General features: G+C 38.9%; 6 protein-coding genes and 1 pseudogene. 4 read left to right on the top strand and 3 right to left on the bottom strand.

The window, feature by feature from the left end:
• Positions 1-206: 206 nt before the first annotated feature.
• The 4 genes and pseudogenes from QA584_RS10990 to QA584_RS10975 form a co-directional block, all read left to right on the top strand.
• Positions 207-1,502, top strand: a complete 1,296-nt coding sequence (locus tag QA584_RS10990) for a LysM peptidoglycan-binding domain-containing protein (protein WP_278274565.1) — start codon at positions 207-209, stop codon at positions 1,500-1,502.
• A 135-nt stretch (positions 1,503-1,637) separates the two neighbouring features.
• The gene (locus QA584_RS10985; RefSeq protein ID WP_278274564.1) at positions 1,638-1,823 is read left to right on the top strand and encodes a hypothetical protein; all 186 of its coding nucleotides are present in this window, start codon (positions 1,638-1,640) and stop codon (positions 1,821-1,823) included.
• 319 nt (positions 1,824-2,142) lie between these two features.
• Positions 2,143-3,480, top strand: a complete 1,338-nt coding sequence (locus tag QA584_RS10980; RefSeq protein ID WP_278274563.1) for a recombinase family protein — start codon at positions 2,143-2,145, stop codon at positions 3,478-3,480.
• Between the two features lie 46 nt (positions 3,481-3,526).
• Positions 3,527-3,925: pseudogene (locus QA584_RS10975) on the top strand (ABC transporter permease); the annotation flags it as partial.
• Positions 3,926-4,248: 323 nt separating this feature from the next.
• Here QA584_RS10975 and QA584_RS10970 read toward each other — a convergent pair.
• From QA584_RS10970 to QA584_RS10960, 3 genes are all read right to left on the bottom strand, one after another.
• Positions 4,249-5,877: a hypothetical protein gene (locus tag QA584_RS10970; protein ID WP_278274562.1), complete on the bottom strand. Its 1,629-nt coding sequence runs from the start codon at positions 5,875-5,877 to the stop codon at positions 4,249-4,251.
• A 257-nt stretch (positions 5,878-6,134) separates the two neighbouring features.
• Positions 6,135-7,028, bottom strand: coding sequence for a hypothetical protein (locus QA584_RS10965; RefSeq protein WP_278274561.1), 894 nt, complete (start codon positions 7,026-7,028; stop codon positions 6,135-6,137).
• Between the two features lie 358 nt (positions 7,029-7,386).
• Entirely contained in the window at positions 7,387-18,705 is an 11,319-nt protein-coding gene (locus QA584_RS10960) for a glycine rich domain-containing protein (RefSeq protein ID WP_278274560.1), read from the bottom strand.
• Positions 18,706-18,714 lie beyond the last annotated feature (9 nt).

The following is an 18,714-nucleotide window of genomic DNA, read 5'->3' as shown; positions in this document are numbered from 1 at the left end:
GCCTTTAATACGATTTCATAGCCATATTTTTCAGAAAATAAGTAGGAAAGAATATTCAATAACTTATCCAGGTCCATAAAAACCTCCGGTTTTTGATACAATATATCCCACATGCTTTGTACATTATTACATTCTCAGGCCATGGGCTTCATGAACTGCATTATGGCAGCATATAATAAAAAATAAACGGATTCAATGAGGTTATTATGCTGATACATGTAGTACAACCGGGTGATACTTTATATTCAATTGCAAGCAAATATAAGGTGACTGTGTCTCAAATTATTCAGGACAACGGTTTGGAAGACATGGATAACTTAGTAATCGGCCAGACAATTGTCATTTTATATCCGGAAGAGACCTACACTGTTAAAGAAGGGGATACTCTGGCTTCTATTGCTGATAATCATGGGGTCACTCTTATTGAACTTCTAAGAAATAATCCTTATCTCTCAAACAGAGACTATATCTATCCCGGCGAAGTACTAACCATCCGATATGGGAACCGGAAGGGTAAAATTGTAACCAATGGCTATGCCTATCCCTTTATTGATATGAATGTGTTAAAAAAAACTCTGCCTTTTTTAACTTATCTGACTATTTTTAACTATACTGCCGGTTCAACCGGCGAAGTGATTGAATATGACCGCGGTGACCAAGAGCTTGTAGCTGCTGCAAGAGCATATGGTGTTGCTCCGATTATGCTGGTAACAACCATGTCCCAAAGAGGAGAACCAAATCTGGAAGCCGCCTCTAACATATTAACTAATGTTGAATATCAAAACCGCCATATTGAACAGGTTATATCCGTTTTAAAAAACAAAGGTTATTATGGTGTTAATTTTTCCTTTCAATATATAACTCCTGCTAACCTGTATTTATATGAAGCATTCCTGCAAAATATAATCACAAACATAAACCGTGAGGGTTTTCCGGTTTTTATTACCATTAACCCTCAAATATATTACGAAAATAATGAAGCTATTTTTGTCCCTGTCGATTATACAGCCATAGGACGGATGGCTGATACAATTAATCTTTTATCGTATAACTGGGGTCAGTCTTTTGGTCCTCCATTTCCATTTCCCGCCAGTAAGGTATATGAATATTTAAGTTATGCTTCTTCCCTGATCCCTCCGGACAAAATATTAATCGGTCTCCCTCTTATCGGATATGACTGGGAACTTCCTTATATCCCAGACCAGTCGAGAGGTTATGCACTAAGCACAGATGCCGCGGTTCGTTTAGCAGATGAGGTAGGAGTACCAATTCAATACAATGAAGCTTATGAAGCTCCGTTTTTTATGTATACAACCCTTCAATCTGCAACGGAACACATAGTATGGTTTAAAGATGCCCGCAGTGTAGAGTGGTTAACCAATCTGGTACCAGAGTTTAATTTAGAGGGAGTTGGCATATGGAACATTATGCAGTTCTTTCATCAGCTATGGCTGATTGTCAATTCTGAATATGAGATTGAAACCGTGCCACTTACAAATTAATTTAGGAAGGACTAAGAATAAAGCGCAGTTTCCAGACACTATCACACCTGAGAGTATGAAACTGAAAAATTTTTAATTATCAAATGTATAATTTATACAACTCTGAAAATACTATCCTCGAAAGGAGAATTTTATATGGATCAATTCAGAAATAGCAAAGGTACACCAACCAAACGTACCAGTTCAAAAAATAGAACCGGTTATAATTATAATTATGATTACGACTATAACACAGAATACGGAGACGGAGATCTGCCTGATATTGATAAACCCTCAGGTTTGTTTGACGAAACCGAATACTCAGAGGAAACGGACGAATAATCTGTTTCCTTTTTTTCTGATTATATGCCCAAAATGCTTTATCTTTGATACCAAAAAGAGATTAAATATTATATTTTATATATTTTATCTACATGTATTAATTGTGATTTATTAATTATATTTTATTAGTTAAATTCATTAGTTTCAATTATTTATTGCATTTATTAGCTTCATTTATTAATTTCATTTATTAGTTTCAATTAATGGTTACATATATTAGTTGTGTTTAATAGTTACATATATTAGTTATGTATATTAATTAGAGTCTTAATTAATATGTAAAAGGTTGTCCAATAACATAGTAAGGAGTTGAAAAAATATGAAACGTTGTGCAGCATATATAAGAGTTTCAACGGAGGAGCAAGTCCTCCATGGTTATTCCCTGGAAGCTCAGAAACTAGCTTTGACTGATTATGCTGCTGCTCATAACCTGGTCATTTTTGATTACTACATCGATGAAGGTTTTTCCGCCAGAAAGAAAATGTCCAAAAGAAAAGAGTTTTTACGTATGCTATCTGATGTAGAAGCCGATCGGATTGATCTGGTTATCTTTACAAAACTGGACCGTTGGTTTCGTAATATTTCTGATTACTACAAAGTTCAGGAAATATTGGAAGCCCATCATGTAAATTGGAAAACCATATACGAAAATTATGATACTACTACAGCAAACGGCAGGCTTCATATTAATATTATGCTCTCTGTCGCACAGGATGAGGCTGACCGTACCAGTGAACGAATTAAAGTAGTTTTCCAAAATAAAAGAAACAGAGGGGAGGTTACCAATGGTTCCCATCCTTTGGGATTTTGCATTAAGAATAAGCAGTTGGTTCCGGATGAGGCAGATATGAAGATTGTGAAAGATATCTTTGATTTCTATGAATTAAATCAGTCCATATATACTACTGCCCAAATGTTACGGGAAAAATATAATTTACATTTTTGTAACGCAACAATTTCCAGGGTTTTAAAAAACAAAATATATACCGGCGAATATAAAAATATTAAAAATTATACTACACCGGTTATCGATGAAAAACGTTTTAATGATATCCAAAACATAAAGCCGTTGCCAAAGGAGCGCAAAACTATAAAAAGAGTCTATCTTTTTACTGGGTTGCTTACTTGTAGAGAATGCGGCAGAAAGCTGACTGCCAACCATAGTTCGGTAAAATACAAAGACACTATAAGAGAATATAATCTTTACCGCTGCAAACGATATGTTGATCAAAAACTATGTACTCATAAAAAAGTATTAAATGAGCTTAAATTGGAGACTTATCTCATTACGCAAACCAAACAGGCTTTAAAAGGATACAACTTTCTGGCTGACATAAAAGATAATCAAAACCGGAATTACCATATGGAGGTTACTAGAATAAATAAAAAACTGGAGAAGCTAAAAGAACTATACATAGAGGATTTATTGGATAAGGATACCTATATAAAAGATTATAAAAATCTGAATACGAAACTGTTAAGTATTCCGGACTTTGAAGCCCAAAACAATCTGACGTTTCTTAAGAATAGGTTAAATACTGATTTTGAATCACTATACCATTTGCTGTCTGATACCGAAAAAAGAGTATTCTGGAGATCCTTAATAGCTGAAATAATTGTGGATAAAAACAACCAAGTAACGGTCAGATATAAATGATTCAAACTTCATTGTTTTTTTGGATTAGTGTATTTAATAAAATTTATTAGGTAGTACTGAGTTTAGTACTATCTTTATCGCTTCGGTAGCTGTATTTGGCAGCATCATAACTTTATATACAGATTTTATCAATGTAGAAGAAGACAAAATTAAATTAATCCGAACTCTTGGCGGTACGAAGAAAGATATTCTCTTTAAAGTAATCCTCCCCAGCAATATTCCCTCTGTCATAAGCGTTATGAAGGTAGATATTGGATTATCGTTAGTAGGTGTTATTATTGGAGAATTCCTGGCAGCAAAGGCAGGGCTTGGGTATCTGATTATATATGGCAGCCAGGTATTTAAACTGGATTACGTGATAATGTCAATTGTTATTCTATGTATATTAGCAACTGGGTTATATCAATTGCTGGCTCTTTTTGAGAAAAAATATCATAAAAATTAAGCTAAAATGTTTGTTTTTACATTCACATTTATGTGCGATTGGTAATATGTAAAGTTAATAAACATATTAACCATAAGTGTGATATGCTCCTTGTGTTTATTCTGCCTGGGTGGTTTTTATTTCACTTGTGATACGCTAATGTGAAATAAGAAGAGACTGGCTTGCCAGACTCTAGCGCTGGCGCGCTGTCACGACAGTGACATCTTTCTTAAGCGCGTCATGTGCCTCCCCCGGGAGGGTTTTTATCGAATAGGACGAACTTTCCTCTACGATAAAAAATGGTCCAGGCAGCTGCTTTCTACCCGAACCATTTTTATCTGTCACTAATTTCCTGAACTGCCAGTACTATTTAACAGCCAGGACTCACCATCCTCGTTTAAATAACACTCTATTATACCTTCTGAATACTTGGTAGTAAGTGTACCACCCTTACCGAATATCGGTTCCATATCAAATATACGTAATCCTAACCAGTCTTCTTTCTGAACTACTTCTGATTGTCCGCCTCTAATATAAGGGGCATATGCGCTCGGCTTAAAATACTCTTTCGTTGTCTCGGTATAGATTTTTGATTGAATCGTTTTCGGTGATCCTTTCTTTTTAACTACTACATAAAATACATCGCAGTAGTCATCATTATAACGGTAGACAATAGCCACTCCAGGTTTTACACCGGTAATGGAACCCTTCTGGGCGGTTACAAGTGATGTATCAGAAGAGTAAATATTATCATTGATATCACCGGCTGATAGTTGTTTCGTTTCTCCGACACTGACGTACTGTGTCTTCGTATCCTTACCGATTAACCAAGCCGGCAAATGAGTCTTTTTATATATGGACTCCGGGTCTTCACTGGTAAAGTCATAATCTGACTCTAATTTTGCCGCCGCTCCAAAACCTACCTCATCTATAGATCCCGAAGTGTTATCATCCTCATATTCTACGTCACTTTTTTTGAATAAAGTCACATAATTCCAGGTCTTACAACCGTATCTTTTCGTGTTTTCATCTATTGTATACTTAGAACAGATAAAACCAAGATTACTTAAAACAGCCCTGTTAACCAGTGCAAATCCTTTTGAAACAGCCTTTTTATCAAGGAGCATGGAATTTGCAGTCCGGTATTTTCCCATAAGGGTAATACCTTTCTTCCGGGAATTATATACCTCTTCTTTATATTTCTTCTCAGAAATCTGGGTGGCACCATGACTTATGACCGCATTCAATGCTGCGAGAATGCGTTGATTTGTGGTTGTATATTTGGGATCTGCAGCAACTTTTGCAAAACTTTTAATTAAATCATTTTCTTTTTTGAGCGTTTCCTCGGTAATACTATTAAAATTTTTTGCAGTAGAAGAAATGGTTTCATATAGATTATCATCCGTCAGATCAACATAGCTGCTAGGAGAAATTGCCTTATCTACCGTTACAGTAACACGAAATGTATCAACAAGTTTTTTTCCATTATATACAGATATGGTTGCCTTACCAGGACCTAGCGCATACATATTAATGTTATAAGGCATTGCCGTTACTAACCCATAATCAGAAGGCAGCCATATTGCAGCAGCATCAAGGTTCGTGTTCGCTTTCAGCCCGACCACACTGTCATCAGAAATCTTATAAGTATATTTCATAAATTTCTTATAATCCAGTTGATACCCATTCGGATACATCATTGAGTAATAGTAACCAGCTGACTCCTCATGTGAATATCTGAAGTTTTCGTCCGTGTGATACTGTGTCAGCTTTACATCATAGGTTCTGGCTTGTACTTCTTTTGCAGAAGAAAAAATAAATAGGAGTACCATAATGCTAAGGAAACGGAGGGCTCTTTGCCTGATTCTTTTTAAATTATCTTTAAATATTAGCTTACTAACTGGTAAATTTAAGTTGCTGTCTGTCATACTCAAGTTATCATCTTTCAAAATTAAATCCTTATTTTTCATCATTTTAACCTCTATTCTTGCGCAAGCTCTTTGCGCATACCAAGTTTGTGGTGCTCAAGCACGAACTTGCGGTTGAAAAATTTATTTTTCAACTTAACACCCATTGCATAACACTTCTGCAAGCAGATGTGTTACTGCCACATATAAAAAGGTTGAAAGAATCAATAAGTTGCATCCTCTCATTCATATTATTTTCTTTCAACCTATCTCCCGTTATTGTTGTGATTTGCACCAATGGCGAATTTCTTTTAGTTTGGGTATTATTTTACCATTACTTTATTAAATGCCCTGACCGAAATACTATAACTTACTGCGCCATACTCCTCCCCAGGCACTTCCATTGTCCGTTTTTCTGATTTTTTGGAGCTTATTTCATCGGTGAAATCACTCACAAATACGATCTCACCATTATCGTTATACCAGATAACCTGCCCATAAACAAAAGCTCTATCAGAAGAATTGTTTTTAATGTTAAATTTAATATCCTTATCAGAAGGAGCGACCACCCCACCCTTAGTATCAGTAACTTTCATTTTTGCAGTGCAGTTTACATACTTATAACCGGTTGTTACAGGATCAGTAGTAAAATCATCCAATTCAACTGTGCTTCTTTTTATATCGGCATCGTAATCATCATAGGTATTACAAATAGAATAAACAGTGGAACCCGGAGTCAGGCCTGTTATGCTGTCGTTAAAATAATCAAGAAATTCACCATCTGAGTCCCTTAGAACGATCATAAAATTTATCTCTTCAAAAAAGCCGTCCTTGGTGTTATTCTTAACTTTGTATAAGTAGGAACCATCTGAAAGCTTTTTGTAAACGGAAGCTGTTACATCCATTTTCTTTACAGTGAGCTTAATCTTATATGTATATTTCGATCCTGTTACTGTTATTGTAGTAGTCCCAGCCGCTTTTGCCTTTATATACAATATTGTAGAAGCTATTTCCGTAGTTTCTGCTACTTTCTTATTACTGTAAGTCACTTTTTTAATCAGACCTATCCGCTGGAAATTATAGTTCCAGCTTTGTCCTACAAACAACAAATCTGTTGTTGTATTGAGTTCCGCTGCCTCCGTCTTCCTTACTGTTATCCCACTAACTGTTATTACCAATATCAGCAGCGATAACAGCAATCTTTTTCCTATTTTCATCAGACACCCCACCTTATTATTTTATATATAACTTCTTATTGATCAACGCTTACCAAAATAATACTATTTTTTTCTATATATGTCAATAATTAGACATTTTTCTCAGCTCTGAATGGTAAATTTCTTTATAAATCCATTTTTCTTGAGTTCTTGAGTTTTCTCCCTATATCTACTATATGCGATATGTACTTTTTGAAAGTTGGAAGTGAACTATCGCATAAACCCTGAAATTGCAACATCCGAACTGCAATATCCTCTAGTGGGTAAAAAGACCCTGGAGCATCAAACCCCAGGGTCTTATTCCTAAAATATGTTACTCAAACTTCGCAGTTAATAAACTTAAAAACACTTGATAAAATCAGTGGGTCTGCTGGGTTGATATATCCACTAAGGATGATACCGTATCATAAGCTGCTATAAAAGTCGGAATACTGTTATCGAAATTGTACCTGCTGCCATCAATCATGATATATCCATTGTCATTACCGGAGTTATACTTTAAGTTCCACTTATCTCCGATAGCTTTGATGTCTGCTGTCATAAGAATAACATAATCACTATTATTGTTAAACTCGGCCCCTGCCTGATAGGTACCGGTTACCGTATACTGTACTCCTGATATCTGGAAAGTAGTTCCGATACCATAGTCTTTATCACCCACCTTTGAGATGAGATATGGTTTGGAAAATGTCTTTTCCTGTGTCACACCATTATCTATATATGAGGCTATATACCAGTTGTCTGCCGGCAGGACATGTATTCCTTTTTCTCTATAAGCGGTAAAAACTGCGGAGGAAGGTACCCCCAAAGTCAGATGCCATCTTTGTGCCTGATGATTGAACATTTCTGTGGAATAATCACCATTTATATTCGTTTCTGTACCACCATTTATACCATTATTGGTAAGCCCCAGTCTTGCCGCCTGTTTCTGAATGGCAGTAACCTGACTGCTGCCTACAAAGGTTCTGGCTCTTAGCCCCGGCTGCAGGCATTGCATAGTACCCAGGTTATAAAAATTGCCAAACGGTACGGTTAAATATTTATAACCGGTAATTTCATCCGTCGAATCCCTGATTGGTTCAATAAAGAAGTCCCTGACCGCATCTGTTATACTCGATTCCTTACCGCCGGCGGTATAGTTACGCCTTGCCGATTCATTGGTCCAATTCAAATACATGGTGTACTTGTATAACTGATCCGCTAATGTTTCATACCCCTCCTTATAATTGCCGTCCTCATCCATATAATCTGAGTATAATCCGAAATAATTAATTGGCTGATTAAGACCGTCATTGCTAATGTACACGTCCACTGGGGTCAGCGCATTCGTCTTTTTATTCAGAGCATAGAAATACGGGATAACCTGTAAATACTGATTATAATCCCCCATCGTTGTTACATCAAAGAGCACATTATAGCCAAGTTTGAGCTGTTCTGACTGGAGAAGGGTATTTGAGTTCTTATCAGCAGATACCCCTAAGCCATTACTTTCCGCTTTCGTCGTCCATTCCTGAGCACCCCAGGTATTATAATATCCGGTATCCTTACTTACCTGCTCACCACGGACATCTACTGCTAAGGGATATCCGGCTGAATTTCTGTGCCAGGATAAATAATGTTCTGAAATTGAACTGTCAACCTCTGCAATGATACCTTGAATTAACCAGTCGTCGTTATCGAAAGCCGTTGATTTTTTAAAATAGTTACTAAACCTTAAATCATCCGAATCCTCAATAATTAAATTTCCGATGCGGCCCACGACATCGATATAACCTAACTTACCGGCACTGTGATTAGAAGTAAAATCTCCAAACCTGTCTTTATTTGTTACATAGGTATTACCATATGCATAGATGTCATATTCCTCTTCGTACTGGTCATTTCCGTTATAAGGCGCTTCCTTTGTACTCTGCTCGTCATAGTTAATTGCTTCGGTGGAAAATTGTACTTCAACTGCGGAATGTTCGTTATTTTCAAGTACGCAATAGAAGTTATATTCGGAGTAAGGTTTACTTACATCAACGGTTCCATCCTCTTTTAATTCAAAGATCCATCCATTCATTACCGCCATAGTTCCGCCTTCTACTAAAGTCGTACTTCCGTCGTTAAAGGTAAGTAAATGATTGGTTCGGTCAAGTACATATTTTTCTCCATTAACATAAAGTATGTTTCCGCTAAAGGAATAATTATGGGTTGTCGATCGGTCAATTATTTCCAACGGAATCCATTCACCCGCCAGATAGCTTTCCCATGTGCCGTTTCTGTCATAGAGAACATCATAATCAAACTTAACGTATTTCTCTCTGGTCCATTCTGTCGTATCCATGCTGTTGGTAAATCCCTTACCACGGTAAATAGAAGGCTGTAAAATACCATAGGCACCATTACCTAAAAAGTCTCCGTTATTGGGGAAATACACTTTAAAGAAGTTATCCAGGGTTATATACGTAGCCTGTTCTATTTTCTTTCCGTTGGCATCAATGGCTTGTGTATCTGTCTTCTTATGATTCTCATCTTTATGGCAGGCATCCCAGCAGATTGAATTGGAATAATCATAATGACCGCCTGAGTGATGGGGTTCCGTACAAGTTAGTATTGTTTTCTCTGTAAAGGTTTCTCCGGTGTTGTTTTTTGTTTTGCAAGTCCAGATCGGATTTACTATTGTAGCATCACCAGTTGTTATGGTGTCGGGGATCAGGCTCATATTATCTTTAATATAATTAAATAGTTCTGTGTCATTAGGAAAACGATTAATTGAAATTACAGTTACTCTCGCATAACCATTACCTGTTCTGCCTCCCTGTACCATAGATACATCTGAAAATGCTGCATTACCCTGATATGTCCTATAGGTTGAATCACAGCCTGCATATCCTGATACATAGGAAGACCCGCCGCCACCGCCACCAGTATAAGCAGAGCCACCACCATAATAACCACCTCCGCCACCAGCACCGCATTGAGAACCATCCGCGCCATAGCCAAAACTTCCAGTTCTATGCATAGCAGGATATTGAGGGGAGTATCCGTCACCGCCAGCAGTCTGTGTTCCACCAGTTGCATATGAGCCTAAATAGGTTGGCTGGTTATTATAGGTTGATTTACCTATTAATCCGCCTCCATCACCTCTGGGGTTTAGTACTGATGCACAGCCTGTCCCACCGCCACCGCCGGCAACTAAGATACGGCTCCTTAATCCATCCAAACTGTTCCATATACCATTTGTTAATCTAAAATCAGTAGCTCCACCGCCTTGACCACCTTGATGCCCGTCAGCAGTATAACCTGGCGCCATACCGGCACCGCCGCCATTATAGGTACCACTTAAATAATTAGCGCTATTACCACTTGCTCCCTGTTGACCTACATACATATAAAGGGTAGTTGGCTCTTTGAGTTTTATGGTACCTGAAGTATAACCACCTTGACCTCTTCCACTTTCATCAGCAACAGAATAATTATTTCCACCTTGAGCTCCCCATGCCTCCAGCTTATAAGTACCTGCCGGCAATGTAATGGATTGAACATTTCCAGTATATTTGTAATTATATATCTGTCCTTCAGTTAACGGACCAGTGGGATTGACAATCGGAGGTTCACTTTCAATTACGGTAATTCTTGCATATCCGCTACCGGTGTGACCTATTTCCGTACTTCCATTTGCAGTAGGCATGGATGAGTTACCGGCTATTGTAATTCCATTTTGAACTCCTCCGATATAGGATGATCCACCGCCACCTCTGCCACCTGTGCTTCCTACACCTGCGTATCCACCGTAATAACCGCCTCCGCCTCCGGCATTATCACCTGTATAGCAATCCTGCCCTATACCAAGGGAATAACCAGAAGATTGGCTGGCTATACTACCGCCATCATTGCTTTCACCTGATAAACCACCGGCATAACCGCCATTTGAGTAAGGAGTATCCAAGGAAGCACCTCCGCCACCACCGGCAACAATAATTCTATTTTGTAATGCAGCACCTCCTGTTCTTATATCTGTAGCACCTCCGCCGCTGCCACCGCAACAGATTCCACTTCCTCCGCCGTTCCATGCTGATCCACCGCTGGGTGCCTGGCCTTGTTGACCTACATTAATATTTAGAACCGTAGACTGGGTTACTGTTAAAGTTCCTGTAGAATATCCACCTTTTCCACCAATATATGAACCAGCTACTCCACCTTGTGCGCCCCATGTTTCCAACTTATAAGTACCTGCCGGCAATGTTACTGTTTGAGTATATCCTGTAAATCCATAATTATAAACAGTACCGGAAGGTATTCCACTTGGCGGCGGTGTACTTGGGGTCGGATTTGGCGTTTGAGTAGCACCGGTTGGATTAATTGCCATCCAGAGTTCAACTTTTGTTACTTGTGCATCATTCCCACCAGGGAAATGATTTTCTGATCCCCACCAGGTGTAGGAACCAATGGCATAAAACCAATTCCCATGATAGGTTGAACCATCAATAAGCGATGCCCCTGAGGTTGATTTTACTAATCCACCCCAGAAATTACCGTTCATCTGAATAGATTTTGCTTCGTATCCGGCAGCATTTTGGGTACCATCCCCATTTGTCTCTAACTCATCCTGAGGTCTGTTTGTCTGCTTCCAGATGTTTGTTTGTCCGTTTTCCGGATAATATAACATAAATTCATATTTTGTATCAGCTTTATAATTCTGGATCTGATCCAGACAGGAAAACTTATAGGTACTGTTGGTATGGAGTGCTTCTGCCTCGCTTCCAAAATATTGTCCAGTGGAGGAATCCTGATAAAATACCCGGCCCCAAAGCTTTCCATCATAGGATTTTGTAATCATACCATCAGGAAGATTACTGGTGGTATCGATATTAAAATGTTCGATAACCTTATTAAATAACTGATTCCCCAGTTCCTTCTTTAAATCAGACCAGTCACCTGATTTGGCTTTCGACAACGCGATTTGATAGCCTCTGCTGTCCTGGGTCAAACAAGAGGTATTATGGACATGTTTTGAATAGATAGAGGTAAAACTGTATGGATTGGTATCAGTTTGTCCGGTAACTGCCGTTATTCTGGCAAAACCGTTGCCTTCCCTGACACTTTTATCCATATTAACATCGGTAAAGGTAAAGCCTCCCTGGCTTGTCTTAAAAGTCGTATCACATCCGGTATAACCTGTGACGTAAGATGAGCCACCGCCACCGCCTCCATGACCGGAATAACCGCCGCCGTAATAGCCGCCACCGCCGCCGGATTGACTGCCGGTACCGGCTCCAAACGTTCCGGTAACTGCTGTGCTTATGTATTTGCCATTTAAATATTGTATGGTAGAACCGCCGTTTATCTGGGTACCGCCAGTACCAATGGAGTAACCGTAAGCTAATCCAGCCGAATCCTGATTACTTGTTGTACCGCTGCCACCAGTGAGACCGCCTCCGGCACCTCCGGCACCATGTCCGTAACCGGTATAATAAGCAGGTGCTGTTGTACTGTCACCATCTCTGGAATTGGCACCACCACCTCCTCCAGCTACAAGAATACGGCTCTTTAAACCATTCATATTATTCCAATCGCCATTAATCAATCTAAAATCAGTGGCACCTCCTCCCGGAGCACCATAGAGATTCTGACCCGAGGCAATACTACCGCCTCCGTTCCAGCCGCCTGTATCCGTAGTAGAATCCGTTGCAGTAGAAGAACCACCCTGACCGCCGACATATACATACACAGTTGCTGGATTATTTAATTTTACTATACCGGAGGTATAGCCTCCCAAACCGCCGTACTGGGTTGTGTATCTGCTGGAATTACCACCCTGTGCCCCCCAGGCTTCAAGCATATATGTACCTGCGGGCAGTGTAATCGATTGTGCCGAGCCTGTAAATGGAAACTCATATATTTTATCCGTTGAAGTCACTTTCTTATAACTGGCCGTCCAATCAATATTGTTATTCGTTTCAATAAGTCCGTTGTATATATCCTGATAATACATATCATTTTGCTTATAGGTAGTATAACAGCTTGCCGTATGCTGTAATGTTCCACCGCATCTTGTGATAACGACATTATCAAGAAAGAAGTCAGTTGCATAGGTATTGTCTTTATCCCAACAACCAATATTTAGCCCGCTGCCTCTCATATCCTGATTAATTGCTGCTGCGGCAATCTGCTCCTCCGTCAGTCCGGTAACTATTTGGGAAATAACTTTCGTACCATCAATTGATAATTCACAATCATATAACGAACCAAGGCTGAAAGTTGCGGTTATTTTGACCTTCCTGCCTACTATATCAACTGCTCCGGTTCTTTTTTGTCCTGTACTTGTTATAAATACCGGAGTACCCGTATTAGCGGGAATATATAATCCAGCTCCTCCAATAGAGAATAACATGGTGTCTGCTGCTGGCCTTACCGGTATATAAAGATCCGCAGAAAGTTTCACTCTGGAGCTGCCAGTTAAATATACCCTGCAATCATTATAAGGGAAATTAAGCCTTGTTCCGTTCCCGTTAACCTTTAAAAATTGTCCTGTTCCAAAGCCCGCATAAGCAGGGTCTGCGGTTATTAAGGCCACGCCTGAAGGTAAATTAAAAGTAGTGTGGGCACCATCATCATTTAAAATATCATTTGTGATATACTGCCCGGGGTAAGGGTCATATGCATGAGAACCTTCCTCTTCAGGTACCGGGGTTGTATCATCTTCTCCATCGTCTATATCAGCATTATCTGATTCGGTATTCTCAAATTTAAATGACAGGCTTGTGGTGTCTAAGGTGTATTTACAATTGAGTTCCCGATATTCACAAAGTTCTGGTGTGCCAGGGCACTTTTCAAGAGCTTTTAATGTATCCATTGCATCTTTTACAATACCTTCTTCTGTACGCTGATCTTCGATATTGGATTTTTCCACCATTGCATATTGAGTTGATACAGAATCTAAGGTGACGATGTTATTAACCTTATAGTCTGAATTATCATTGTAAGCTGAATATTTTGACTTATAGGTAAGTCCAGGACCATAGTTATACCCGGCAGCAGCAAGGACCTTATCTATTTTTTCATCATATTGAATTGGTTTATCACTGTCCTCTTCGTCCTCTGATTCCTCCTCATCACTATCTTCCTCGTCTTCAATCGTATACTTTAAAATGGGAATATAGAAAACATAGGAATTGCCGGTTTCATATTGTGCATTTTTATTGGTAGGGTTTTGTTTTATTTTATCAACAAATATTCTTAAATCAGTGACCCTGTCCATTCTGGCCTGAGCTTTACCGGGTGAGGATATATTTGTAGTACCATTAGCCGGTTTTGTAAAGGATTGCTTGCTATTAACGCGAGCTAACCCCAGCTCATCTTCAGGAGTTGAAAATATAGTCTTATCCTCATCAAATCTGGTACTGATTTCGGCTTTATTTCCGGTTCCCTGATATTTTTTTGTTGTCTCATTATATTTGCCATTGTATGAACCCACATTAATTGCTGTTGGTAGTGTCTTAGCAAAGCTGGTTGCATTATTCGTCCACAGCTTCTCCCATTTAGCATCTACCTGATCCTGAGTAGACGGGGTTGTAATATCTCCGGAGGCAATTAAAGAATTAAAGTCTTCCTGAGCCTTTACAGCTTTCGTATTCTCAGCATAATATACCGGACTCTGATCACCGCTGGAGGTCTGTAAAATAAGCATATCAGATATTATTGTCGCCGTTACGGGCTGAGTTCGCCTTGTATAAAAACGCTTCCATTCCTCAGTAAGCAAATCTTTGGCATCCAGAGTATTGCCATAGGCTGTTTTAGGTGCTGCGGCAGTGGCAGTATTATCAGATTCCTGATCGATTGTCGTTATATTTAATGCCGGTGCTGTACCATATCCGGCGGTTTTACCGTTACTATACAACGTACCGGAGCCATAGCCTAACTGATGGCCTGTCTTCGCAGGCGGTGCAGGATTCTGTGGGCTTTGTACCACCATCAGACCATCGCATTTATTGGTTCGCTTTAGATCGCCACTTGACATTTCTTCATAATAAACCTTATCCCCTTGTGCTTCTTGTAACGAATAGCGGATTCTGCCTATTTTAGAGGGGTTTGTCAATTTATTATTACTATCATATACTGGTCCGTTATCCGCGGCTATGTTATAGAAGATATTAGGATCGCCCTGTGTGATTTTGGCGATTATGTTTTCATTTCCATCGTAGGTTATATCAGACATTGCCGTGGCGTAACCATTCTGCAGCTTATATACATTACATTTGGATATCATAATGGTATCATAGGATGAATCCTGATACCATACATCTTCAATTGCCGGCAGATCATGGGCACAACAGGGACCGCATAATGCATGGGCAGGTATGCCTGTTAGTCCGGTTATTGTTGTTGCTGATACATCGGAACTATTACCGTCATAGTTCGCAGCTTTTAGTGTACCGTTTTTAAAGGTCACTTTGATGGTATACTCAATTGTTCCGGATGCACCTTGCGTAAGGTCGGTACCAGGTGTATAAGTACCGCAGTTATGGGTATGGGGTACACCAGGTACGGCAGGACTTCCCCCATGACCTTCTGAATCCGGTGGAACTGCCGGTTTTGGCTCTGTATGCCAGCCAGAGGCACCATGTCCGTGGCCACAGTCACTATAGCCGGAACCAACACCTAACTTACCATCGGACCAACCCCAGCCATTGCCTAGTTTTCCTTTATCGTTACTGTTTAATAAAGCACCGGAGGCACTGGAGGAAGTATAGGTACCACCGCTGTAGCTTCTTAATGTTGTATGAGAATAGCTGTTATCTCCACCGTTTAATGTTACGGTTATTACTGCATCTCCTACGGTGTACTGTCTGGACTGTCCATCACTGTCTGCAATCTTTTGAACGGTAAAGCTGCTATTGGTAGCTTCCATGGAAGCAGCCCAGGCAATGGCCTGGTTTAATGCCGTATTGTATGCGCTGACGCTCCAGTCAGTAGAAGGTTCTGCCTTCGTTCTTAGGGTTCCTACATCAAAACCAAGTCCGGCGCAGGGACTTCCCGCTCTACCCGCATTAAAACTACCGATATCCGACGGTTCTTTAGTACTATTGGTAATGGTGCCTATCCACTGTGACCAAAGGGTGGTTTCACTGGTATGTCCGTTAACCGTTAAATTAGCAGAGGATTTGCCGTTTGGTGTTACGATTTTAGAGGTTTCATCCACTACATTTTTGCTGATGGTCTTACCGGCAGCATCCCCTACAAAGGTCTCATTCCTGGTATAGGCTTCGGTGCCGCCTTTTAGCTGGTCATTGGTTTTATATTCACATTCCGTGCCGTTATAATGAGTAATATATTCTCTGGTTGCTGTGACATCATATTCATAATCCAGCTGTAAGTCTGCCATGAATTCATTACCGCCGGAGGAGAAGTACAAGGTTCTTGTTGTTGGGACACCGGCCATTGCTTCAAATGTCTCGTTGTATATGGAGCCTTCTTTTAATTCCGCATATGCCAGGGATGGTTCTTGGGAGGTCCAGGTGGCTGTGGGGTAATCTATGTCACCTACATGCGGCTTTATCCAATTATATTCAAGATATGCTTTATTTGATTGTCTTATATCAACTATCTTTTTTATATCAGTATCACAAATAAGCTTTTCACTAGTTCCGTCTTTTTTACCGGTTGTATAAAACCAGCTTTTATCTTTAGTCTGATATTGTATTGTCACTTTTGAACACCATGAAACATCTTTTGGTATTTCTGTTTCAACTTGTACCGATTTGATAGTTGAATCACTAAATTCGCCAAGCACTTCTTTTCCAGATAATAACTCTAATAATACATCTGGTGTAACATAGTTCCAATCTGTTGATATACACCATTCTTTTCCTTCTGAATGAATTTGCTTGAATTTCCTATCGCCTTTGGAAATTGTATCAAAATCAGTACCACCATTATCTCTATATAGTTCAACTTTTATTCTAAATTGTTTAATAGTATTCGTACTAATAAATTTTTTCCACTCGTTTATAGCTTCTGTTATATTACCACTTCCTCCTTTAATATTCATAGCATTCAATTTTACTTGAATACGAACTTCGTCCTCGGTGGTTACTATATCCATGCTTTTATATTTCTTAGCTTTTAGTACAGCATTCAAATTGACCTTTCTAAGTATGCTATCATAAACAGGTCCGTTTATGTTCAAAGATTTATTAAGATTTTCAGAGTCAATCTTTAAATCTACATTATAGTTTACTGCAGGCGGAGCAATTGGAGGTTCAAGTACCCAGTTTGCTCCATACCAAGTTGTATTATTTAATTTAAATTTAAGCAGACTAATTAAGTAAGAATCATTATAGGAATCCCCCCAAACAAGTTTTCCATTCTTTACATTTCTTACTCTTTCCGGTATAATCCTGCTTATAATAGCTGAAGAAAAAATAGAATTATAGAGATAGGAACTAGGCTTTGATAAGGTTACAGCTTCTTTTAATCTTTTATTATAATCTGTGCTTTTTATTGTACTGAATACCTTTTCTGAAGATGTGTTAGTGGATAAGTTATATGTACTATTTACTTTATAAGCTATTTGACAAAGGTCATTATCCGAAACGAATACCGTTGCAGGTTCAACTGCACCGCTTTTGGTAACTAATCGATCCATTCTAGCTACTATGCCTTGAGTAATAGAGATATTTGACAATCCTTCATTCTTTGTCATATAATCTATAATACCCTTTTTCCAATATTCTTTATTATTAGAGATTGCACTTAGAGTCATCAATAAATCCAAATATCTCAAATCTAAAGACTCTCCTGCAGTAATTTCAATATTACTATCTTTCATTTTAACTACAGTAGAACTTGTTTCACTCCAATTATTGAAATTAATATTAATCAAATCAAGGTCTTTCTTTGGATCGCCAATTAAGTGTAAAAATTTATCTATCCTTGGCTTAGTATCAGCAGTATATTTCCATCCTGATTCATTTGAGCCTTGCGCGTCAACATCTGTTATATATGACCATAGGCGCGCAGATGTTGTTACATCAGCACTGGTAGGTTTACTTAGTAAGTCTGTAAATGATTGGTCTGATGCTAATGAGACAAAGCTTCGATTATTTTTTGTATACAAGTTATAAAGTGTTTTATAAAAAATGCCTTCCTTAAACTTTTCACCCTCCATGTCTGTACACTCATTCTTTGATAAATATACTATTCTGCCTATTGTGGTCGGATCATTTTTTCCGCCTTGTAATGTAAGTTCCGTAGACGTTGCGCTTGATTTTCTTGCCATATAAACTTCTTCTGCCGAATTGAAACCCTTTCTTATAAGATATGCTGACAAATCGTTTGTACACAGCCACATTGCATCCGTACTAGCATATGGAATAACACTTCTAACATTATTAGCCTGTTTATCATATCCATCTGTTTCTGTACTCATTGCTGTTCCTGTATCATATAACTGAACAATAAATACAGGATGTGTTACCGGCCATATCTCAGCACCACTGCCCGATACTCCTGGAACAACTGCACTCCCCTTCGTTGCAAGAGTAATACCAGCAGCGGAAGTTTGTATAAATTTCAGACCTACTATTCCTGCCATGCAGCATATTGCCAGTAATGCTAATAAAGCTTTATTCCGTATCTTAGTATTGTAAATTATCGATAATTTTGTTATTTTTTGCAACAATATTCGAAACATAATTGTTTC

Origin of the sequence: Anaerocolumna sp. AGMB13025 (assembly GCF_029689925.1) — a bacterium.
In the GTDB taxonomy this organism is placed as follows: Bacteria; Bacillota; Clostridia; order Lachnospirales; family Lachnospiraceae; genus Anaerocolumna.
The sequence above is the reverse complement of the archived record's forward strand: the minus strand, read 5'-3'. Positions and strand labels throughout refer to the sequence as shown.

What these genes read in the sequence shown, in the direction of transcription:
- QA584_RS10980 (WP_278274563.1), top strand. Translation starts at nt 2,143, where the DNA reads ATGAAACGTTGTGCAGCATATATAAGAGTTTCAACGGAGGAGCAAGTC.
- QA584_RS10965 (WP_278274561.1), bottom strand. Translation starts at nt 7,028, where the DNA reads ATGAAAATAGGAAAAAGATTGCTGTTATCGCTGCTGATATTGGTAATA.
- QA584_RS10960 (WP_278274560.1), bottom strand. Translation starts at nt 18,705, where the DNA reads ATGTTTCGAATATTGTTGCAAAAAATAACAAAATTATCGATAATTTAC.
- QA584_RS10970 (WP_278274562.1), bottom strand. Translation starts at nt 5,877, where the DNA reads ATGATGAAAAATAAGGATTTAATTTTGAAAGATGATAACTTGAGTATG.
- QA584_RS10985 (WP_278274564.1), top strand. Translation starts at nt 1,638, where the DNA reads ATGGATCAATTCAGAAATAGCAAAGGTACACCAACCAAACGTACCAGT.
- QA584_RS10990 (WP_278274565.1), top strand. Translation starts at nt 207, where the DNA reads ATGCTGATACATGTAGTACAACCGGGTGATACTTTATATTCAATTGCA.